This window comes from Acaryochloris sp. 'Moss Beach', assembly GCF_021497025.1.
Lineage (GTDB): Bacteria > Cyanobacteriota > Cyanobacteriia > Thermosynechococcales > Thermosynechococcaceae > Acaryochloris > Acaryochloris marina_A.
In genome coordinates this window covers 154,520-173,998 of sequence record NZ_CP071717.1, presented here as the reverse complement: position 1 = coordinate 173,998, position 19,479 = coordinate 154,520, and the positions used below count along the sequence as shown (strand labels likewise).

Genomic DNA, 19,479 nt, shown 5'->3' with positions numbered 1-19,479 from the left:
AGTATGGCGGATTAGGTTATAGATTGATAGCGATTTTCTAGATGCTTAATCTTCAAGGAGAAGCTAGATAATTGATCTATTAGGTCAATGGGCACTTCTTCTGTTAACTGAATAATAGCGATATTTGTGTCAATCAAAGTCTTTGCCAAGATATAGTGCTCAATCAATTCGTTCAGTCTGTGATACTTGTTCTCAAAGTACTGGCGTTTTCTTGGCTTGTTTGAGATTGATCTGATGTGGAATAATTCATCTTTACTGTAAGAAATGAGTTGTTTGTTCGCTTGATCTAATTTTGATAACTCTATTTTTAGTTGTTGTAGCTGCTCTCCCCAATTGTCGCTTTGTTTAATGAGTCGCTGCTCCAAAATTAAGCGATATTTAGCTGGAGAATGATGTTTTTTGCTTCGTAAGATTTTTGGTATTAATTTTCCTACTAAAAGGCTGCTGACCACCACCACAATGATGATAGGGGCTAACGTGCTCTGTATGGATAAACCTACGCAGACAACAAATATACTGACTCCAATAGCGCTGTATCGTTGATATTTGGAGAGTTTCCGCTGAGGGTGAAGCAGAAAGTGAGACTGGTTTGTCTGGAGTTCTACTAATGAAATTGGCTTTAATTGACCTAGGCCGTTGAGAGGTGTCACTAATATAATTGGAACGTTTGCACTGATGAGCTGGTTCATTTCTACTGTTTTCGTAGATCCAGTTTTCATCTGAATTCGGGCTTGATAAATATCTTGGTGATTATGGGAAAACCCTAGCCATGCACCAATCACAACACCAGGCTCAGCTTGGTATAGTACATAGCAATCAGAACAAATAACTAGCCATTTCCGCAGAGGCTGGTTGTTATCAGGCAAGTACAAGGGGCGTTTGCAAGTTGGGCAAGTGCTTTTCATCTTCAGTTCAAATAGGTGCCCTAATGACCATTGTTGATGTCGTGGGAGAGAATGGTATTGAAATTACATCCTTATTCGATTAGTGGCTGTAAAAGATCTATTTCCCTTGCTTTCGTACTCTGGGATAGTTGACCATACTTCGTATCTATGGTTTTATCATTTTGGCTATGTAAGCATAACCCTTGAAAATATTTATTATTTCATGTAGGTAAGAGGAAATTATTCTTCTGGAATAGCAGTGGTGAGTCGTTTAAGTCTACTGGTTTTTCTTAAGCATCCAGTCTCTCGGATGAATGGAGTAATAATAAGTTGCTTGAACTCTAAAATACTCTAGTAAATGGCTGAAATAAGGTACAGAATTTTCAGGGCACCTATATTGAAATGCTAGTAATATCAGTGCTGAATTCTCATTGTCTGTAATAGTTGTGTGAAGACCATACCTACAGAGGTAAACCTAGATCGTTTCTTGAAGACATCCAAAATTAGCAATGAAAGGTTGATTGTTTAGTGCTTTTATCTTTCATAACAAAAATTGTGGACAAACAGCCCAAGATACGGAGCAAATATATTATTGGGTATGGGCGTTGTCACGTTATAAGTAACCATGAGCAAGCTCAGCAAGTCATGTCTCTAGATCAAGACGTTGGATAATATTGATCGAGAGTTGCTATGAAAATCGATATCACAGCCTGTGGCAGATATGGCAAAGATGTGTGTGAGTAATTTATTGCTCCAGGGCCAGCTATAGCCTGAATTGATTACTTTTGAGTATGCACATGTTTGTGGCTATACGATTGGGATAATTAACCACAGATGACTGCTGATACTTGCTATTTACCATGACTCAGCTCAAGTTAACAGAGAAAAAGGTTGGTTCGCATGGTGTCAAACCCAATCCCTATGCTTTCATGGCTCTGCTTCTGGGGGCTGTGGGCATTGCTTTTGCCCCCATCTTTGTTCGCTTGAGTGAATTAGGACCGAGTGCAACAGCATTCTATCGACTAGGATTGGCTGTCCCTCTATTGGGAGTATGGTTGTGGACATCACGACCTTCTTCATCCTCCCTCCCGAAAGAACAGGATGTAAATTTGTGGCCCCTGCTGACAGCAGGGGGCTTCTTTGCAGCGGATTTGGCGGTTTGGCATTGGTCTATTCAATTTACCTCTGTTGCCAATGCAACTTTGTTGGCTAACTTTGCCCCTATTTTTGTCGTTCTAGGGGGGTGGCTACTATTTGGGGAAACCGTCTCTCGATGGTTTTTGGTTGCTATTGCTCTCGTTCTCTCAGGGGCGACCTTATTAGTCAGTGCTAGTATCGATACCCAACATCTGTTTGGGGAGGCCTTAGGGCTACTTACGGCCATTTTTTACGCTGGATATATTCTGTCTGTTGCTCGGTTACGTTTGTATTTCCCCACGGCCACCATTGCCTTTGCGAGCAGCATGGTTGGAGCTACTATTTTGTTCTTTGTCGCTTGGCTGTCAGGAGAAAGCTTCTTACCCATGACGATGACTGGATGGTTGTCTTTGGTGGGATTAGCCTGCATTTCTCAGGTGATTGGCCAAAGTTTGATTATGTTTGCTTTGGCCCATTTGCCTTCTGCTTTTGCTTCTGTCAGTTTGCTGCTCCAACCGGTTACGGCGGCAATTTTGGCGTGGCGATTATTTGGAGAGGCGCTGACTCTGCAGCAAGGCTTGGGGGGCGTTATTGTATTGGCAGGGATTGTTCTGGCTCGTTGGAGCGATCGCAAACCCGTATCATAGCTTCTGGCAGCATCCTTCGAAAACTCGTCTATGCAATGTTCCACACAACAACTAATTGCTCAACCCATTACTCCAGAGGCTTTTCAACCCTACGGCCAGGTCATCTTTGCCTCAGAAGATGGGGCTGTGTATGGTCCTGATAATGCTCAATTGCAGCTAGACAACGGAATTCCTCGATTCTATATCATGCGGCTGGAAAAACTGGGCCGACAGTTCTCGCGCATTACGCGGCACCTAAAATGTACCCAGTGCTTAGGTTCCCTAGGTGGTAAACCCTGGCTGATGGCTGTTGCTCCCCCAGGAGATGCTGCTCAACCGGCTCTAGATCAGATTACTGCATTTCAAATTCCTGGGGACTGCTTTATCAAATTAGAGGTTGGGACTTGGCATGCTGGCCCTCACTTTGATACAGACTATATTGATTTCTATAACTTAGAGTTATCAGACACGAATCAGGTTGATCACGATACATGCAACCTGATCAACCAATATAATGTTGAATTCTTAATCACAGCTCCTATGTGATTGTCCATTCTATGCGTTCGCCTGTGAATTCCCGCCGCCGTCAGTCCCTCCGCCGAAAATTAGCCCAAAGTTTGCCTCAAAAAAGCTATCTGAAGTTTAAGGATGGCAAATTTAGTATTTCTGGCCTGGGCGTTTGGTACACCCATTGGCGCGATCCCTATCATTTGCTGTTGACGATTCCCTGGTTGGGATTTCTGCTGATTCTGGTGGGCGGCTATTTAGTCATTAATGTTCTGTTTGCTTTGGCTTTCTTGGCAGGGGGAGATTGTATTGCCAATGCGACTCCGGGATCTTTTTGGGATGCGTTCTTTTTCAGTGTGCAAACTTTGGGAGCCATTGGCTATGGTGCCATGCACCCGACAACGGCATACGCCAATTTTGTAGTTACGGTTGAAGCCTTTACGAGTATTCTCAGTGTGGCCTTAATTACAGGTTTGGCATTTGCTAGATTTTCTCGACCAACAACTCGGGTGTTGTTTAGCCACGTTGCAGTGATTACGCCTTACAATGGCGTTCCAACATTGATGTTCCGTACTGCCAACCAGCGTCGCAACCAAATTCTGGAAGCTGAAATTAACCTATACTTCCTCCAGGACGAAGTTAGCACTGAGGGAGATGCCATGCGGCATTTGTATAATCTTAATTTGCTGCGTCCTCGGACTCCTTCCTTTACCCTAACCTGGACGGTGATGCATCCCATCGATGAATCCAGTCCACTCTACGGCGCGACTGCTGAGTCGCTAGAACGTACTAAGGCAACCCTAATCGTTACATTGACTGGGATTGATGACACAGTGGCTCAATCCCTTCATGCTCGCCATACTTATGGTGCTTTGGACATCCTGTGGAATCACAAGTTTATTGATATCTTCCATCAGACTCCAAATGGACATCGATATATTGACTATACCCACTTTCATGATGTCACTCCAAAATAGCTGACTGCCTGACAGATCTTCGCCTTCCCCTGCTCATAAAGCCTTGCACTGTAAAGAGCGGATGCGAGAGAACCAGATTTTGTTGTAGTGTTTCTTTTGAGCTTTTTTAGACGCAAAACACGGTTGTGGATCATGGCAGAGCAAGGGGACTGGCATCAACAACTCCCGTCCTTTATGGACTACCCCCCTTGAGCCATCGCAATCCAATTTTGAGATAACTAATGCCTCGCCGCCAATGTGGATCAACCTGTTGGCGCAGCCCTTTAATGTGAACAGCCATTCCTTGAGTCGTGCTGAATAGCAGTGCCACAGCAGCAACCAGATAAAGCCTCTCTAATGCATCAGCACAGCGAATTTTCGACTCTTCTAGCTCAAACACTCCAGACTTACTATCGAGAAATAATTCTTCGACCCGAAACCTCAAAGCGTATTGCCACAAGGTCTGTAGCGTGGGTGATTCATCTGTAATCACCGCCCATGGTTCTTTCACTCCTCGGATATTAGCCAACACCAGATTGCACCGATAGATGCCATCTTCCCAAAGACCGACATTGCGGTAGAGGAGGGCTTCGCCTTTGGATGGCCACAATTGTCGGACTTCTCTTGGACATTGACGTGGACCATGGAGAAGGACATCACAAGGGACACGCAGACAGTAATGCCAATGGCTCTGTTGTAACCAGCTCATCAGTTGATGGTTCGCAAACCCACGATCTGCTAACACCATGACATCTGGATGCTGCCGCAATAACCAACGGGCCTGGCGCAATAACGGTTGATATTCCTCAAAAGCGACAGCTGCACTCTTGTGCTCTAATACTTTCCACAACAATGGTACTGCTCTGCCACAGCAGACGACGGATAGATGAATCATGCAATATTCATTCCCATAACACCGTTGTATCCATTGCCAGGTATAGACGATGAGATTGCCAGTTCTTAAGGGCTAGCAGGACTAGAGGTACATATAGCTTGTTAATATCAATGCGTTGATTGGCTATAAATCGTTGCCACCGACGCTCGACACTTTGGGCTTTTCTGGCTCGGCAGGGAACATAGGATTCCCAGGCAGATAAGCTTAAGCGTTCACTACAGATTAACGCGCTTACCATCCAGCCCAGAGCAATGAGATGGCGCAAATCTCGATAATGGCTGTGTTGACGTAAAAAGGAAAACAGTTGACGATAAATTTGGGTGGGGCCTGACATTTGAATAACGCTGATTTGTGATTAAATCTAGCCTCACATGTCTCTCCACTCTTTTCTCATAAACTATGTAAATAAAGGCTTTGACCTACTTCTGTCAGGCAATCAGCCAAAATAGTGTTGCTTGGCACTGAAATTACTTAATTTTATTGATTAAGCCCAATTTTCTTGCCATCGAGTGATAACGGTAGATAGCTACCAATTATCCGCGCCCGTAATGTTAGGTAGTTAGGCGAGATTATCTCAGCCCCCTATTCTTGAGAAGCTATATAAACCGGTGCTCTGAGGATCTGAGCTTCGGTCCAAATGTGTTCAGTTAATCCAACTGCCATGGCAGGAGTTCTCTGTTGAAAGCGCTTTTTACCCTCGGGTACTTCTAGAGGAGTTCGTAAACTGCGATGCACTCTCACCCAGTTGTAAACTGTAGCACTCCACCAAGCAACGGCCTGACGAGTATTACTGCGATGAGCGAAAGCAAGTGAGCGTCTGACTTGATGAGCATTCATCCGTCGTGCAGTGCCATTGAAACGCTCCATAGTTGAGGTGTTGGGAATGTTGTACCCTATTTCATCTAGCGCTTGATTGATCCGTTGCCAGCTCCCATGAGCTTTGCTCACCTCTACGGCTTCTAACTTTTGTCCCTGACGATGCTTGATGACTTGGACGTGGGCAAGGGTTCGAGGAATCCGATACTTGGGGTTGGGAGGTCGACCCATCGTGCTTTGACGGGGGGGAGGTAAGACACCCCGAAGATGACCGGAAAGAGAGTGCGATAACTCGCTTCTCCATCGGTCATCAGCACCAGGTCTTGGGGATGAGCTAGTCGTCTGTGACTGCCTTGCATCAGCCTTTCTATCAGGTCTGTGTTACGGGGACCAACTGCCACGTGGACAATGAATTTACTGGCGGCATCAATGGATACCGCATCCCAACACTGCTGCTTTTTGCTGGCGACGTATCCATGACGTTCGTCCATCTCTAGTATGTCGATATCCAGTTGCTGAGCTTCCTGCTCATGAAAGTCCTGGGCATGCTGACCAAACTTGAGGGTCAAACGTTTCACCGTATCCGGATGGGTGTAGGTCAGACGTGATGTTCCTTTGATAGACGTTCCTTCTGCAATTTGACGACCTACTTCTATTGCTCGAGATTCAGGGTTTTTTGTATTCCAAAAGGCAGTGTTCTTGCGTTCACTGAACTCTGCTCCACAGCTATGACAGCGCAGATACCGTATTCGATCTTGTCCGTAGACTTTACGTACTGTTAAATTCTCAAGGCCCGCTTGACCATAGCTTTCACAGTTAGAGTTCACGCAAGCTAGCTCTGAAAGTAATGGCCTTTTTTTCTCTTCCATGGGAGTATCTTGGCTCAATAACTCCCTTCAGCAATACCTTTTTCGAGCCTCCCTTAGCTAGAGGGGCTGAGATAATCTCACCTAACTACCCAACAATTTATTCAGCGCTTAACTGGAGAATCTGATCCCCCATTCGAAACCTCTGAACAGGCACGGCAAGCACTTTTAAGCTTACCTTCTATTCCAAAGCTAGAAATTTTATCGTCTTCAGTTACGACGAAAGAATCGAGACCAACTCGTCCATATCGCTGGTGGATGGGATGGGTTTTTGCTTATTTATTCATAGGCAGTGTAGGGATAGGGTGGCTGTACCTTAGAAATCAAACTAAACACTCACTTTCTACAGAGAATATCTCTTGCTGCATCGATCAAGTTGCCAATGTGCCGATAGGCCCTGTGCAATTCTTAGCTGAGAAACAGGGGACCTGGGATTTCCTCTATACCCAACCCCACTTACTAAAGCGAAATACAACCCTTCAGCGGGAATTAATTCAGGCCCAAGCTCTTCTACAGTCTTGGGAATATCAGCCGATATCGATATCACAAGATTCGACCGCCAATCAACCTGGGGCACATGGGCAGAGAGTGATAACGTTGCTCAATGGGCAAACAGCAAACTTTATTATTACCAACCATACGGATGATATTGATCCATCCTTTGGCGTTAAGCCCTTTGCCTATAATGGCATCGCTGTATTCGTTGCCTTTGGCTATGCTCAGCGGGAGAATAGCCTTCCTCGAAGACTGAAGGGCAAAATTACCCTAGACCAGCTACGAAGGTTATATACTGGCCAAATCAAGAACTGGCAGGAGTTAGGCGGTCCTAATCGTCCCGTTAAAGTGTATTTTCCCGATCAGGATGGACTGCTGCGAATCTTCGAACGTCAAGTTCTTGTAGATGATTCTAGTATTGCCGCTTTCCGTAAACTGGTAGCAACTCAAGGTCGAATCCCCATTCATAAACCGAATCAAAAGTGTGTGGGTTCCTTTTGCGGCTTTGCAAGTACCACCTTGCAACTCCGAGCGGTGATTGAAGACTTCGAAGATCGAGACTCATTCAGCATTGGGTTTGATGAGCTGAACAAAGTCATTAACCAATGTTCTGTCTATCCCTTAGCCCTGGCAGAAAAAGGGAAGGCTACTGTTTCTCCGTTGCGGCTAAATAATCATCGACCCGTTACACCTGCCACGGACTTATGCAATTCCAAAGCCAGTTATTCCGTCAATGCTCAGGCGCTTCAGAACCAAACCTATCCCCTCACGTTTTCGCTGAATGTGGTTTACCCTCGTGATAATCGGCGTCAACCGGCTGGACAAACCTTTGCTAATATTCTCAAAACCCAAGAGATCCAATGTTGGCTACAGCAAATTGGATTAGCCCCATATCACAAAATCTCTGTAAAATCTGCTTGTCGGGCGAAATCAAAGAAAAAACCCTAGCGTTTTGCAGAAAGAGGGCAATTTGCTAGGGTTAATGAATTAGAGCGTATTTTAGATGCCAGGAATTTCGGAGAGCTCGCACTGTAGTTCTTCTACGTTGAAGCCAATCATCTCTTGCCACTCATCTACCGTGAAGTCATAGCCATACATCTGGGCCATGCTGACAAATTCTTCTTGATTAGAAGCTGCATTTAATTGCTGACGCAGTGTGGGATTCTCCTGAGTTGCTCTGAATAATCTTGCAAATTCTGTTTTTGCCATCGTTCAACCCTACTTAGACAATGGTTCGTGCCCCTCACTTATAGAGCAACGGTTCAGGATTCTCTATTAGCCAAAAGTTGAAGATGCCGCAGTATCAGGAAGCAAGCGATCTTGAATGAGCCTAATTGACGGGTCAACTGGGCTTGATATGGACTTTAGCGCCAGTGATACCCTCCTGGACCCTATGCTGCTCTTTGAAGAAATTTACGCCTGGCAATCAAAGGGCAATATAAAAATATTTTTTTAAAAGAAATATGAGATTTCCCTGAATCTAACCTTAGAATAATGCTACAAATAAAAAAATTGCGCGGGGACAGAGAAATACTATCCTACGGAGTATCTCATATTGATGAGTAAAAGATAAGTTATTCGAAATTCGCAAAATAAATATGTGCCTCAGCTAATCAACACTAAACACTCACCTCTTTTTTGTTGTTAATTGCTTCCCCTTGTCACCCAGCTTTCTGGACCAACTGACTCTCAGTAGAAACTTGGGTTGTTGTGCATAATCACTTATATGAGACTTAATCAGTCTTATCTATGTACTTGAGGGTGCTAAATCAGTTCCCTGCTGGATTAATAAAATATTCAAGCTATTTTTTGGCTCTTAAGGCCGCCAAGGTTATTTAACTTTGGCTGGTTCTTCTGACCGGAAATATGGATTGAGGAGTTATTGAACCGATAAACCTTCCCTTAATTTAGATCTAATTAAGGGGTAAGTTTTTTGGGGGAAATTCCATCAATGAAGCTTGAATAAATTTTCAATTGTTGGATTTTTTCTGAGGTTTAAAATCATGAACGATAATGAAATGGTACCCAATGATATAGAGTCGACCGCCACTCCACTCTATGGCTCTCGAATATTGGATATAGATCAAGAGGAAGGTACCGTTCCAGGCAATACGAACTCGTTGTTTCAATATCGCTCAATTGACGGAACAGGTAATAATCCATACCATTACCATGCGGGTTCGAGTGATACTCAGCTTTTAAGACTATTAACCCCTGCTTATGATGATGGTGTGAGTACTCCTCGAGGGGGGGCGATCATGATTGACTCTCCACATGGTGGCTCCTATAGCATTCCAGATCCAGCTGGGTTACCTAATCCGAGAGAGATAAGCAATACAGTTGCTAGCCAAACTGAGTCGATTCCTAATTTTTTGGGAGCGAGTGATTGGTTGTGGCAGTGGGGACAATTTATTGATCACGACCTAGATTTGAACGAGGGTGGAAAAGAAGCCTTTTTTATTCCTGTTTCTAAGTCTGATTCACTCTTTAATCCGAAATTTCCTTATCTGCCTTTTACTCGTGTGCCAGCTGCACATGATACAGGGACTAACCGACATAATCCTCGTGAGCAAAATAATGAGATTACCTCATTTATTGATGGTTCTGGAGTGTACGGTTCAGATGCAGAGCGAGCTAACTTTCTTCGGTCCTATGCAAACGGTGAGCTGAAAACCACTGTTGCCGAGAATGGTGAACAACTCTTGCCATACAATCGTGCTGATCACCCATTTGGCAACGCTAACGGTGGACAAAATATCGCGGATGCAGACCTTTACTTGGCAGGAGATGTTCGTGCCAATGAACAACTTGGGCTCACGGCCAATCATGTTCTGTTTGTGCGTGAACATAATCGATTAGCCGCTGATATTTCAGAACGACTAGAGGCCGGCGAATCGGGACTCGTCGCTCAATATCAATCCTTTAAAGGGGAGTATCTCAACCAGAACGGAGTAACCCATGCAGATAAGGTGAAGGATGAGTACCTTTACCAAGCGGCTCGTAAGGTTATTGGGGCCAAGATCCAAATCATTACCTATAAAGAGTTTCTCCCGCTTCTGATTGGAGATACCCTGCTCGATGACTATGAGGGGTATCAACCCTATATCAATCCAGCCGTTAGTAATGAATTTGCGAATGCGGCTTATCGTTTGGGCCATACCCTACTCAATAATCAAATCCACCGTTTTGATGACAACGGTTTAGAGTCGATTGCCCTTAAAGATGCCTTCTTTAAACCTGGGGAAGTGTCGGCCAATGGGGTTGATTCCCTTTTACGAGGGCTAGTTTTGCAAGAAGCTCAAGAACTGGATAACTTTATTGTGGATGGCGTCCGCAACTTCCTTTTTGGCGCTGGTACAGGAGGCTTTGACCTAGCATCTGTCAATATTCAGCGGGGTCGAGAAGTGGGTCTTCCCAGTTATGTTGACGCTCAAAAACAGCTATTTGGTGTTGAGATTACCTCTTTTGAAGAGTTGCCGTTTGCCCCTGCTGTGATTGAGCTGTTTGAGACAGCCTACAAACATGTGGGCCAGATCGACTTATGGCTAGGGGGTATTTCGGAGTTGTCGGCGAATCATGGTGGTTTGCTTGGACCCACCTTTAGCTTTTTCATCAAAGATCAATTCGCTCGTGCAGCGGCTGGCGATCGCTTTTTCTTCTTGAATGATCTGGATGAATTAAAGGTGCTCGCTGCAGACATTACCCAGACAAATTTATCGAATATCATTCGTCTGAACACGACCCAAGATTATCTGGTTCAAGATAATGTATTCCAGGTCCCCTATGAGAACAAAATCTTGGGAGATGATGGCCAAAACTCATTACGGGGAACTCGACAGAATGATCTGATTGATGGACTAGATGGCAATGACTTCATCCGGGGGAATTTTGGGGCCGATATCCTGATCGGTAATCTTGGGGATGACTACTTAATCGGTGGTGCGGGTAACGATACCGTTATTGGCGGTGATGGTAATGATGTGTTGACTGGATATGCTGATAACGATGTATTAGTTGCGGGTAATGGCAACGATATGGTCAGAGGTGGCAACGGCAATGACATCATTAATGGTGTTGGCGATCAGTTTGGCCGACACGACTTTGACCTCTTAAAGGGAGGTAGAGGCGAAGATGTCTTTATCTTAGGAGATGAGCGTTCTGTCTTTTACCAAGGTCGGGGTCTGGCAATTATTCAACGGTTTGAACTCAATCAAGATACGATTGAGCTCGCTGGCAGTGCTGCAGACTATACTTTAATGACTTTTGGTAGTCGAACTAGCCTTCGTTTAGCGGGGAGTAACGATTTGATTGCCATTCTAGAAGGAAGAGTTGAAAACTTTAATACGGGTTTTGAATTCACTGAGAATTAGGAGTTAACTTCTCCGTCCCACCAGCTTTCAATCGCTTCAGACACCTTCTGGGAAGAATCCCGGAAGGTGTCTTGATTGAGTCACTGATTGAACGCGATCATGATTGTAGCGTTGGGGTTCTAGATGTTCACCTTAGGTAATGAGTGTTCAGGGGCAGCCTTTTCCCCTTGCCGGACTTGGCGATATCAATTGTGGCGTCGGTGGAATGATGCTCCTCTGTTGATCCTCATGGGTCTCAATCCCAGTACGGCTGATGAATCTCATAACGATCCAACCATTACTCGCTGTATTGGCTTTGCCCAACGTGAGGGATATGGTGGCTTATTGATGCTCAATTTATTCGCCTTTCGAGCGACGGCTCCTCATGACTTGAAAAAAGCCCAGGATCCCATTGGTCCAGAAAATGATGCGGTGATAGGGGCCAAATGCCAGAATCAAGATCGGGTGGTCGTCGCTTGGGGCAATCAGGGTGGGTTTTGTGGGCGAGATCGCATCATTAGTACCCTATTGCATTCATCCTCAGCTAAGGTGGAGTGCTTTGGAGTCACACAATCAGGGCGTCCCCGCCATCCGCTCTATCTAAAAAAAGACACTCCTTTAGTGCCATGGCCTGCTGAAGGAGATCGATAAGATTGTTGCCTGCCCAGAACTATATGGCGAATAACAGGGTAGATTTTGATTTTGTTATACGCTGAAAGCACTGCTATAAAACTCTTTCAGGGAATTAGTGAATTGTTGTTTACGTCTAGAGTGAGAAAGAATTGAAACATCATATTGTTGCCATAAATCAATGATTTGGGCATGCCATAGGGCAATTTGAATGGGCAGGGTGAAAAATACAGCTGGTGTTGAATATTAGAGATAGATCGGGCGCTTTTGAAGGATGTAGGAGGGGTACTCTTCAAGAAAAAAGGGACGAGATAATGATCCCGACCCCATTCAAAAAAAGCACCATGACTTTACCCCCAATTAGAGGCTCTATATCCAGAACATGCAGACTGGTCATCCTACTGCCAGCAATTGCACCAAGCCAGTAATCTGTCTGCGATGGTTCTCATTGCTCTGCAATTAGGACTCCTGTTTGCCCGCCTGACCTTAGAGAAAGCACTCAATACTCGTGCGCAATTTCCCACGATTTGGCCAGATTGTTCAGTCTGTGGACGACATATTCGCTCCAAAGGATTTCGGTCTCGCCAGATGAAGACGCTGGTGGGTCAGATCGCCTGAAAGCGAAGAGTCGGGCGTTGCCCCAATCAAACCTGTAAGGTGAGTCTCAGTGTGCCCTTAGATCAAGCGTTGGGTATTGCTCCTTATCAATCGAGTAGTGAAGAACTGATACGTTTGGGATGCTTGATGAGTATTGTCATGCCCTATGAACTATCGAGTTGGATGCTGCATCAATGTACCGGAATAGCGGTGAGTGCGAGTACCTTGTGGTCTTGGGTTGCGCATTATGGACAACAGTCTCAATCCCGATTAAAACAACAACTAGAGCAGTTCCTCCGAGGAGTATGTCTGTCACCAGACACCTTGGAGGAGATGACCGCCATGCTCCGTCTTGCTATTGCTGCTGATGGGGTGATGGTGCCTTTTCGACCGAAGCCTAAAACCGCTAAAGGTAAAACTCGATGGCGGGAAGTGAAGGTCGGTCTATTTGCTCGCTTAGGACAGCATCTAACCCGGTCTGGAAAACAAGTGACTCGATTATGTCATCGTCGATTAGTAGCTGTTTTGGGGGATATTGATACCTTTATTCCTCTCATGCAGATGGAGGCTCAACGACAATCCATTGACACTGCTCCCCAAGTCATTTGGTTGAGTGATGGCGGACGGGGATTCTGGCGGGTCTACCGTCAGTGCTTTGCCCATTGTGCGATGGGTATTCTCGATTTCTATCATGCCGCTGGACATCTGTGGCGAGCGACTGCAGCCTTATTCGATTGTCGGTCCCCTGAGGCTAAAAATTGGTTCAAGAACTGGAGAGTGTTTAGATTTTTGTGTAAGCCGTAACGTATTCAATAGTTGAATCGTGTTGGGAACAGAATAGCAAAATGGGACAGCGCCGCCTTCCAATTCAAAATCGGTCTGGTCCATCTCTTCGAGATATTCCTCATCGCCAGAAACATCAATTTGTAGACAGACTCTTCATTCGGGAAGACAGCTTTGGTCTTAATCACCTTTCGCAGTGAGCGATTGAGCGACTCAATGGCATTAGTGGTGTAGATAACCTTTCGGATGGCCATTGGGTACTTAAACAACGGAGCAATATTATCCCAATGCCGTATCCAGATTTGGCTGATGCCAGGATACGTCTGGTCCCATTTGTTGGCAAACGCATCCAAGGCAGCCTCAGATTCCTCCAAAGTGGCCGCTTGATAAATGGGCTTGAGGTCTGCAGCTACGGCTCGACTTTCCTTCCAAGGCACATGGCGCAAACTATTGCGAATGAGATGAACGATACAAACTTGAACTTGAGTATCGGGATAGACCGATTCAATCGCCTGGGGAAAGCCTTTGAGACCATCACAGCAAGCAATCAAGATATCCTGAGCGCCTCGGTTTTTAAGGTCTGTGAGCACTGAAAGCCAGAATTTTGCTCCCTCCCGCTCGGCAGCCCCTATCCATAATCCCAACAGCTCTTTGTTTCCCTCCACAGTTACCGCTAGCGCGACATAGACGGCTCGCTTGCTGACTTGGCCATTGACTTTGATGTTCACATACAGGGCATCGAGATAGACAATCGGATACACCTCATCCAATGGTCTTGAGCGCCAGTCTTTAACCTCCTCCATGACACTATTGGTGACGTCACTAATCAGACCCTCAGAGATATTGGCCCCATACAGCTCCACCAATTGAGACTCGAATATCACGAGTGGTCATGCCACGAGCATATAAGGCGATGATTTTCTCGTCGAGTCCCGCGATACGTCGCTGGCCTTTGGGCACGAGGACAGGCTCAAACTCACTGCAACGGTCGCGAGGAATCGATAGGTCCATCTCTCCTTGTTCAGTCTGGACGGTCTTTTTCGAGTAACCATTGCGACTGTTTCTAGGGCCATGAGAACGCTCATCGACGGAGGATTGATGCAGGTGATGAGTCAATTCACCTGCCAAGGCTCGTTCCACTAGGCGTTTGCTGAGTTGTTTGAGCAGTCCTGATTCGCCCAGAATATCCTCTGGCTGTGGATTCTCTCCAATGAGTTCATCCAATAGCTCATCAACTCGATTGGGTACTTGTTTCTTTCTAGACATGATGCGGTCTCCTGGTGTGTTTGGATTCTAGACCGCTTACACAAAACTCTGATCAGTCTCAGAACTGGCGGTCTCTACTCAGACATGGGCAACATCACGCTGTACTTAAATCCTTGACTGCCCTGGTCACTACAGATATTCCGCAGGGCAAAGATTTAGAGACACTTATCCAGGTGCACACTTATTTCCAAACCCATCATCGACATATCCGCTATCAGGATTTTGAGAAGGACCAATGTCCACTTGGCAGTGGCATGATTGAGAGTGCTTGCAAGTGGCTGATTCAACAGCGCTTTAAGGGAGTGGGGATGCGATGGAGTGAGGATGGATTCAATCATCTCCTTCACCTGAGATTGGATTGGGTGAATCAACGCTTTGATACCTTATTCCCCCATGTCCCAACGAGGTAAATTCAGGTCTCCCACGACTGCCGAAAGCGCCCAGATAGATCAGCCTGTCTGCTTAATAAGGGGCTAATATGTTTAACTACCTGATTTCATGAATTAAGTTGTTTTGAGTCCTAAATTCGATATAAATAGAATTTATGAGTCATATAACTCTTGATTATGATGGTTAGTAACTCATTACTTCCATTAAAGATTTCCTTGTTTATTTCTTTGAGAAAAGATAAAATAAGATTTCATAGCTTTTTTTTAAGATGTTTTTATTTATACAGAAAAGATAAAGATGAAAAAAAATACAATCAGATTGCTTTCAGTCTTTATGGAGAAGGAGCTACCATCTCTAGTTCTAGAATCGAGGAATTTTTGGTAGTTTTATCAAGCTTATTGTGGAGATTCTTATCCCGTTTTACCGACCTTTATTTTGAAGATTACTGTTTCTATCTTCTCGTTAATTAAGCATTGAACCGTTAAAGAAATTATCTAAGAACAACCATCTGTAGAGTTGTCTAACTTCCTAACCGCTTTTGAAAGGCTAGCTGCTTTCCCATTAACTCCCTTCTATTGGAGAGGTAAAGAGTGGCTATAGATCAACGCTTTTTTGTGCGCTCGATCACTGCACCCAAGGGTATTAGGGCCGAGTATAAGGTCATCGGGAAAAGAATCAAATCTGCTGGGTACGGCTTATTAGTTCTTACTTCCCCTCTTAAGTAAGATGGCAGACATTCTGCACCCACATCTTCTTTATTTATCCAAGTCCAGCCTGCCCTGAGTGAATTGCGTGACCGCCATGAAAACGACTTTGCCAAAGCCAACCAACGTCAGCCCAAACTTCACTGCAGATAAAGTCCTCATGTCTTTGCCTCAACCCAAGGTCTTATTAAAACCAACCAGCGCGGCCAACATGAACAAGTCATTGCCAGAGCAGCAAGTTCTGAACTCTTCTATCACTGCTCTTCGATTGGATAAAACAACGCGCACTATCATGCAGTGGGCTCATGGCGGAGAAAGCAAAGCAGTCTGTGTTGCTAATGTCCACATGTTAATGGAAGCCTATTGGCACGGGCAGTTTTCTCAGGTGCTACAAAATGCGGACATGGTAACCCCTGATGGGATGCCTTTGGTTTGGATGATGAGATTGCTGGGGCGTAAAGGACAAGATCGCGTCGCTGGTATGGACATCCTCCAAAACCTTTGCCAAAAAGCTTCAGAAGAGAAGGTTAAAGTATTTTTCCTCGGGTCTCAAAAGTCCATCTTGGATCGGATGCGCGCTCGCTTAGAGAAGGAATATCCCAATCTAGAAATTGCGGCTATGAAGCCTTTACCCTTCCGTCCGCTGACCGCGGCTGAGGATGAGGAGTTAATGGAAGAAATCCATGAATCTGGCGCTGGCATTGTCTTTTTGTCTCTAGGTTGCCCCAAGCAAGAAAAGTGGATGGCCGAACATCAGGGTCGTGTTCAAGCGGTAATGATTGGCCTCGGCGGCGCTTTTCCAGTCTATGCTGGCTTGAAGAAGTGGGCTCCTCGCTGGGTAAGACAAGCAGGACTTGAGTGGCTGTATCGCCTACTCCAAGAGCCTAAGCGCCTCTTGGGTCGCTATACCCAAACGATTCCACCTTTTATCTTTTTCGCCAGTATGCAGTTAGTGGCCCATCACTTGGCACCGAAGAGACTGCTTAACGCTTTTAATCTCTAAACACTGTCTCATCAGTTTTAGGGCTTATCTCAACACAAAAGCGCATCTTTGGGGTGCGCTTTTGTGTTGGAGAGTCATCATTACAAGAGTTTGAGGGGATCAACATCTACTTGTAGGCGAATATTTTGCGGGCATTTTTGTTGGCACCCTTGTCTGGGAAATGGCCAGAGTTCAGTCTGCCCTATTTCCGTTTGGGGGCGTTTGATTAAGACGTGCCAATAATAGCGTCGAGCCACCTTCAAAATATTGGCAGGTGCTGGACCCAGAATGCTGCCCTGATATTGATGAGTATGGATATAAGCATGCAGGTAATCGGCAATCTCGAGGGCTGTCTTCTCAACTATCGTTTCATTCAAACCACTAATGCGTAAGAGGATTAACTGATGGAACGGCGGATAATTGGCTTCCCGGCGCTGTTTGAGTTCAGCGATAAGGAAGGTATCCATTTCATATTTTTGAACGGCTTGGATCACGGGATGTTCAGGGGCATAGGTTTGGAGAAGAACTTGCCCTGGATGTTCCCCTCGGCCTGCCCGTCCGGCCACTTGCAATAAGGTTTGAAAGGTGCGTTCACTGGCTCGAAAATCGGGAATATTGAGCAAACTATCTGCAGCTAAAACACCAATGAGTTGAACTTGAGGTAGATCAATCCCTTTGGTTAGCATTTGGGTGCCCACCATCAGGTCTGCCTCCCCGCGAGCAAACTGATTGAGAAGCTGACGATGGGACCCTTTGCGGCGAGTGGTGTCACTATCAAAGCGAATCACCCGTAAATCAGGAAAGGTTTTGGCTAATTCCTGCATGACCCGCTGAGTACCGCTGCCAAAAAAACGAAAATAAGACGACTGGCAGACTGGACAAGCTTCAGGTTGAGGCTGAGTATAATTGCAGTAATGACACCGCAACAAGGTTTGGCGGGAATCGGGGCTATGGTGATAAGTCAAAGAAACGCTGCAGTGGGGACATTCGGAGACATAACCACAGCTGCGGCAGGAGACAAATGTACTATGGCCTCGACGGGGCATAAATAGGAGCCCCTGCTGTTGCTTTTGTTGCAGGTTATGTAAGCGTTTTTGCAGGAGTCGACTAAAGATGGAATGGTTCCGATCCGCTAGTTCCAGACGCATATCCACGATTTCAATGGGAGGCATAGGGCGAGCATTGACTCGCTGAGGAAGCCGGAGATAATGGATGCTGGCCTGAGATGGCTGGGCGTTGGCGGGGGGCGTTTGGGACCAACTTTCCAAGCAAGGGGTTGCAGAGCCAAGGATCAGGGGACAGTCTGCCTGTTGAGCCCGCCATCGAGCGACAGTACGAGCATGGTAGCAAGGGGCTGGTTGATCTTGCTTATAGCCCGTATCATGCTCTTCATCTAGGATCACTAGGCCAATATTGGCGATGGGGGCGAAGATGGCGGACCGGGTCCCAATCACTACTTGAGGCGTGCTGGTGAGAAACTGTCGCCAGGTGTCATACCGTTCCCCATCGGAGAGGGCACTGTGGTAGACCCGAATGCGATCGCCAAATCGAGACCGGAATCGATCCGTCAGTTGGGGGGTGAGACCAATTTCCGGCACCAGGACGATCACCGACTGTTGGCGAGCCAAAACAGGAGTGATGGCCTGCAAGTAGACTTCTGTTTTGCCGGAACCAGTAACGCCATGGAGTAGGACTTCAGCGTAATCCTGGAGCTGGTGGATTTGAGCTAGGACTCCAGCTTGGTCAGGGGTTAGGGTGCGAGGTTGATCGGGCTGTATGGGGGAGGTTTCTAATCGGAGTCGCTCTTGTTGATGCAGGGTGATACAGCCTTTACTGGCTAATTTCTTCAAGGTGCTGCTGCTTGTATGGGCCAGTCTTAGGAGATCTTGGGCCCATAATTCTCCACCCTCATGCTTGAGGAGGGTCAGAATTTCCTGTTGGCGCAGGGTCAGGTCCGGCGCACTGGGGTCGGTGAGGGTAACGGCCTGCTGCTGCCTGGGTTTGGTTGGCGTTTGGGTTTGTAGGTAGCTTTCTACGAGTCCTTGCTGTTGAAGCTCCCTTAAGCCAACCTGGGCTTTTTTAATCTGACGACGGAGGTATTGCCAGGTATAGTCTTGGTTTGGACTTTGCTGTAGCAGCGCTAGAATGCCTTGGGCAGCGGTTCCTAAACCGTTGATGTCTTGGGGGGGAAGGGCAGCGTTTAAGCGGATACGGCGTTGCGATCGCTGCAACAATCCCGGTGGTAAGGCCACGCGAATCACCGCCATCAAAGAGGTGTGATAGTAGGCCGCAACTTTTTCTAAAATTTGCCAATAGCCGGGGGGGAATAACGTGCGGCAAGCCACATCCACCACGTTCAGAATCCGAGTGGTGGCTAACTCTGGCGGGAGATCTGCCCGAAACCGAATGGCAATGGCTCCGACTTGCTGAGCGCCAAAGGGAACGCTGAGAATATCTCCGGGCTGAATACTCAGATCGGAGGGAATGCGATAGGTAAAGAGCTTGTCAGCGCCAGGACAGTCCACGAGGACTTCCACAAAGGGGGCAGCTGTAGAAGAGAGGTTTGGGAGGGGAGAGGTTTGGGGTGTCGACATAT

General features: G+C 46.2%; 17 protein-coding genes and 2 pseudogenes. 10 read left to right on the top strand and 9 right to left on the bottom strand.

What is annotated here, in order from left to right; translation table 11 throughout:
* Positions 1 to 11: 11 nt before the first annotated feature.
* Positions 12 to 872, bottom strand: a complete 861-nt coding sequence (locus HRE53_RS00890) for a hypothetical protein (RefSeq protein WP_235108727.1) — start codon at positions 870 to 872, stop codon at positions 12 to 14.
* Positions 873 to 1,744: 872 nt separating this feature from the next.
* Between HRE53_RS00890 and HRE53_RS00885 the strand changes: the two genes are divergently transcribed.
* Genes HRE53_RS00885 through HRE53_RS00875 form a run of 3 tightly spaced genes read left to right on the top strand, consistent with a single transcriptional unit; the run spans position 1,745 to position 4,131 of the window.
* Complete coding sequence (locus HRE53_RS00885) at positions 1,745 to 2,668, top strand: DMT family transporter (RefSeq protein WP_235108726.1); 924 nt, start codon at positions 1,745 to 1,747, stop codon at positions 2,666 to 2,668.
* A gap of 30 nt (positions 2,669 to 2,698) precedes the next feature.
* Positions 2,699 to 3,193, top strand: coding sequence for an ureidoglycolate lyase (locus HRE53_RS00880; protein WP_235108725.1), 495 nt, complete (start codon positions 2,699 to 2,701; stop codon positions 3,191 to 3,193).
* 11 nt (positions 3,194 to 3,204) lie between these two features.
* Entirely contained in the window at positions 3,205 to 4,131 is a 927-nt protein-coding gene (locus tag HRE53_RS00875) for an ion channel (protein WP_235108724.1), read from the top strand.
* Positions 4,132 to 4,164: 33 nt separating this feature from the next.
* On the opposite strand, the gene HRE53_RS34250 is transcribed toward HRE53_RS00875, so the two are convergent.
* The 5 genes from HRE53_RS34250 to HRE53_RS00855 all read right to left on the bottom strand — a co-directional run bounded on the left by HRE53_RS34250 (position 4,165) and on the right by HRE53_RS00855 (position 6,690).
* Positions 4,165 to 4,287, bottom strand: a complete 123-nt coding sequence (locus HRE53_RS34250; protein ID WP_255801066.1) for a hypothetical protein — start codon at positions 4,285 to 4,287, stop codon at positions 4,165 to 4,167.
* A gap of 16 nt (positions 4,288 to 4,303) precedes the next feature.
* A complete protein-coding gene (locus HRE53_RS00870; protein ID WP_235108723.1) occupies positions 4,304 to 5,005 on the bottom strand; it encodes a transposase in 702 nt (233 codons plus the stop codon).
* A 7-nt stretch (positions 5,006 to 5,012) separates the two neighbouring features.
* Positions 5,013 to 5,339: a hypothetical protein gene (locus HRE53_RS00865; protein ID WP_235108722.1), complete on the bottom strand. Its 327-nt coding sequence runs from the start codon at positions 5,337 to 5,339 to the stop codon at positions 5,013 to 5,015.
* 248 nt (positions 5,340 to 5,587) lie between these two features.
* The gene (locus tag HRE53_RS00860) at positions 5,588 to 6,052 is read right to left on the bottom strand and encodes a hypothetical protein (protein ID WP_235108721.1); all 465 of its coding nucleotides are present in this window, start codon (positions 6,050 to 6,052) and stop codon (positions 5,588 to 5,590) included.
* Positions 5,965 to 6,690 (bottom strand): IS1 family transposase, encoded by a 726-nt coding sequence (locus HRE53_RS00855; RefSeq protein ID WP_235108720.1) that lies wholly within the window; start codon positions 6,688 to 6,690, stop codon positions 5,965 to 5,967. Before HRE53_RS00855 ends, HRE53_RS00860 begins: the two co-directional genes overlap by 88 nt.
* A gap of 381 nt (positions 6,691 to 7,071) precedes the next feature.
* Between HRE53_RS00855 and HRE53_RS00850 the strand changes: the two genes are divergently transcribed.
* The gene (locus HRE53_RS00850; RefSeq protein ID WP_235108719.1) at positions 7,072 to 8,130 is read left to right on the top strand and encodes a substrate-binding domain-containing protein; all 1,059 of its coding nucleotides are present in this window, start codon (positions 7,072 to 7,074) and stop codon (positions 8,128 to 8,130) included.
* Positions 8,131 to 8,181: 51 nt separating this feature from the next.
* On the opposite strand, the gene HRE53_RS00845 is transcribed toward HRE53_RS00850, so the two are convergent.
* Complete coding sequence (locus HRE53_RS00845) at positions 8,182 to 8,391, bottom strand: Nif11-like leader peptide family natural product precursor (protein WP_212661772.1); 210 nt, start codon at positions 8,389 to 8,391, stop codon at positions 8,182 to 8,184.
* A gap of 794 nt (positions 8,392 to 9,185) precedes the next feature.
* On the opposite strand from HRE53_RS00845, the gene HRE53_RS00840 reads away from it, so the two are divergent.
* From HRE53_RS00840 to HRE53_RS00825, 4 genes are all read left to right on the top strand, one after another.
* Complete coding sequence (locus tag HRE53_RS00840; protein WP_235108718.1) at positions 9,186 to 11,552, top strand: peroxidase family protein; 2,367 nt, start codon at positions 9,186 to 9,188, stop codon at positions 11,550 to 11,552.
* A gap of 123 nt (positions 11,553 to 11,675) precedes the next feature.
* Positions 11,676 to 12,182, top strand: a complete 507-nt coding sequence (locus tag HRE53_RS00835; protein WP_235108717.1) for a DUF1643 domain-containing protein — start codon at positions 11,676 to 11,678, stop codon at positions 12,180 to 12,182.
* Between the two features lie 417 nt (positions 12,183 to 12,599).
* A complete protein-coding gene (locus tag HRE53_RS00830; protein ID WP_235108716.1) occupies positions 12,600 to 12,779 on the top strand; it encodes a hypothetical protein in 180 nt (59 codons plus the stop codon).
* A 51-nt stretch (positions 12,780 to 12,830) separates the two neighbouring features.
* On the top strand, positions 12,831 to 13,562 hold the full coding sequence (locus HRE53_RS00825; protein ID WP_235108715.1) for a hypothetical protein: 732 nt from the start codon (positions 12,831 to 12,833) through the stop codon (positions 13,560 to 13,562).
* Between the two features lie 5 nt (positions 13,563 to 13,567).
* Here the strand turns inward: HRE53_RS00825 and HRE53_RS00820 are convergent.
* Positions 13,568 to 14,807 (bottom strand): annotated as a pseudogene (locus HRE53_RS00820) (IS256 family transposase).
* A gap of 59 nt (positions 14,808 to 14,866) precedes the next feature.
* Between HRE53_RS00820 and HRE53_RS00815 the strand changes: the two are divergent.
* Both HRE53_RS00815 and HRE53_RS00810 read left to right on the top strand, forming a co-directional pair.
* Positions 14,867 to 15,217, top strand: a pseudogene (locus HRE53_RS00815) (ISKra4 family transposase); the annotation flags it as partial.
* Between the two features lie 895 nt (positions 15,218 to 16,112).
* Entirely contained in the window at positions 16,113 to 16,904 is a 792-nt protein-coding gene (locus HRE53_RS00810) for a WecB/TagA/CpsF family glycosyltransferase (protein WP_315876529.1), read from the top strand.
* A gap of 80 nt (positions 16,905 to 16,984) precedes the next feature.
* Here the strand turns inward: HRE53_RS00810 and priA are convergent, their stop codons facing one another.
* A complete protein-coding gene (priA, locus tag HRE53_RS00805; RefSeq protein WP_235108714.1) occupies positions 16,985 to 19,477 on the bottom strand; it encodes a primosomal protein N' in 2,493 nt (830 codons plus the stop codon).
* Between the last annotated feature and the right edge of the window lie 2 nt (positions 19,478 to 19,479).

Coding starts and splice junctions, on each gene's coding strand:
- HRE53_RS00885 (WP_235108726.1), top strand. CDS start 1,745: ATGACTCAGCTCAAGTTAACAGAGAAAAAGGTTGGTTCGCATGGTGTC.
- HRE53_RS00880 (WP_235108725.1), top strand. CDS start 2,699: ATGCAATGTTCCACACAACAACTAATTGCTCAACCCATTACTCCAGAG.
- HRE53_RS00875 (WP_235108724.1), top strand. CDS start 3,205: ATGCGTTCGCCTGTGAATTCCCGCCGCCGTCAGTCCCTCCGCCGAAAA.
- HRE53_RS34250 (WP_255801066.1), bottom strand. CDS start 4,287: ATGCCAGTCCCCTTGCTCTGCCATGATCCACAACCGTGTTTTGCGTCT.
- HRE53_RS00870 (WP_235108723.1), bottom strand. CDS start 5,005: ATGATTCATCTATCCGTCGTCTGCTGTGGCAGAGCAGTACCATTGTTG.
- HRE53_RS00865 (WP_235108722.1), bottom strand. CDS start 5,339: ATGTCAGGCCCCACCCAAATTTATCGTCAACTGTTTTCCTTTTTACGT.
- HRE53_RS00860 (WP_235108721.1), bottom strand. CDS start 6,052: ATGGGTCGACCTCCCAACCCCAAGTATCGGATTCCTCGAACCCTTGCC.
- HRE53_RS00855 (WP_235108720.1), bottom strand. CDS start 6,690: ATGGAAGAGAAAAAAAGGCCATTACTTTCAGAGCTAGCTTGCGTGAAC.
- HRE53_RS00845 (WP_212661772.1), bottom strand. CDS start 8,391: ATGGCAAAAACAGAATTTGCAAGATTATTCAGAGCAACTCAGGAGAAT.
- HRE53_RS00840 (WP_235108718.1), top strand. CDS start 9,186: ATGAACGATAATGAAATGGTACCCAATGATATAGAGTCGACCGCCACT.
- HRE53_RS00835 (WP_235108717.1), top strand. CDS start 11,676: ATGTTCACCTTAGGTAATGAGTGTTCAGGGGCAGCCTTTTCCCCTTGC.
- HRE53_RS00830 (WP_235108716.1), top strand. CDS start 12,600: ATGGTTCTCATTGCTCTGCAATTAGGACTCCTGTTTGCCCGCCTGACC.
- HRE53_RS00810 (WP_315876529.1), top strand. CDS start 16,113: ATGAACAAGTCATTGCCAGAGCAGCAAGTTCTGAACTCTTCTATCACT.
- priA (WP_235108714.1), bottom strand. CDS start 19,477: ATGTCGACACCCCAAACCTCTCCCCTCCCAAACCTCTCTTCTACAGCT.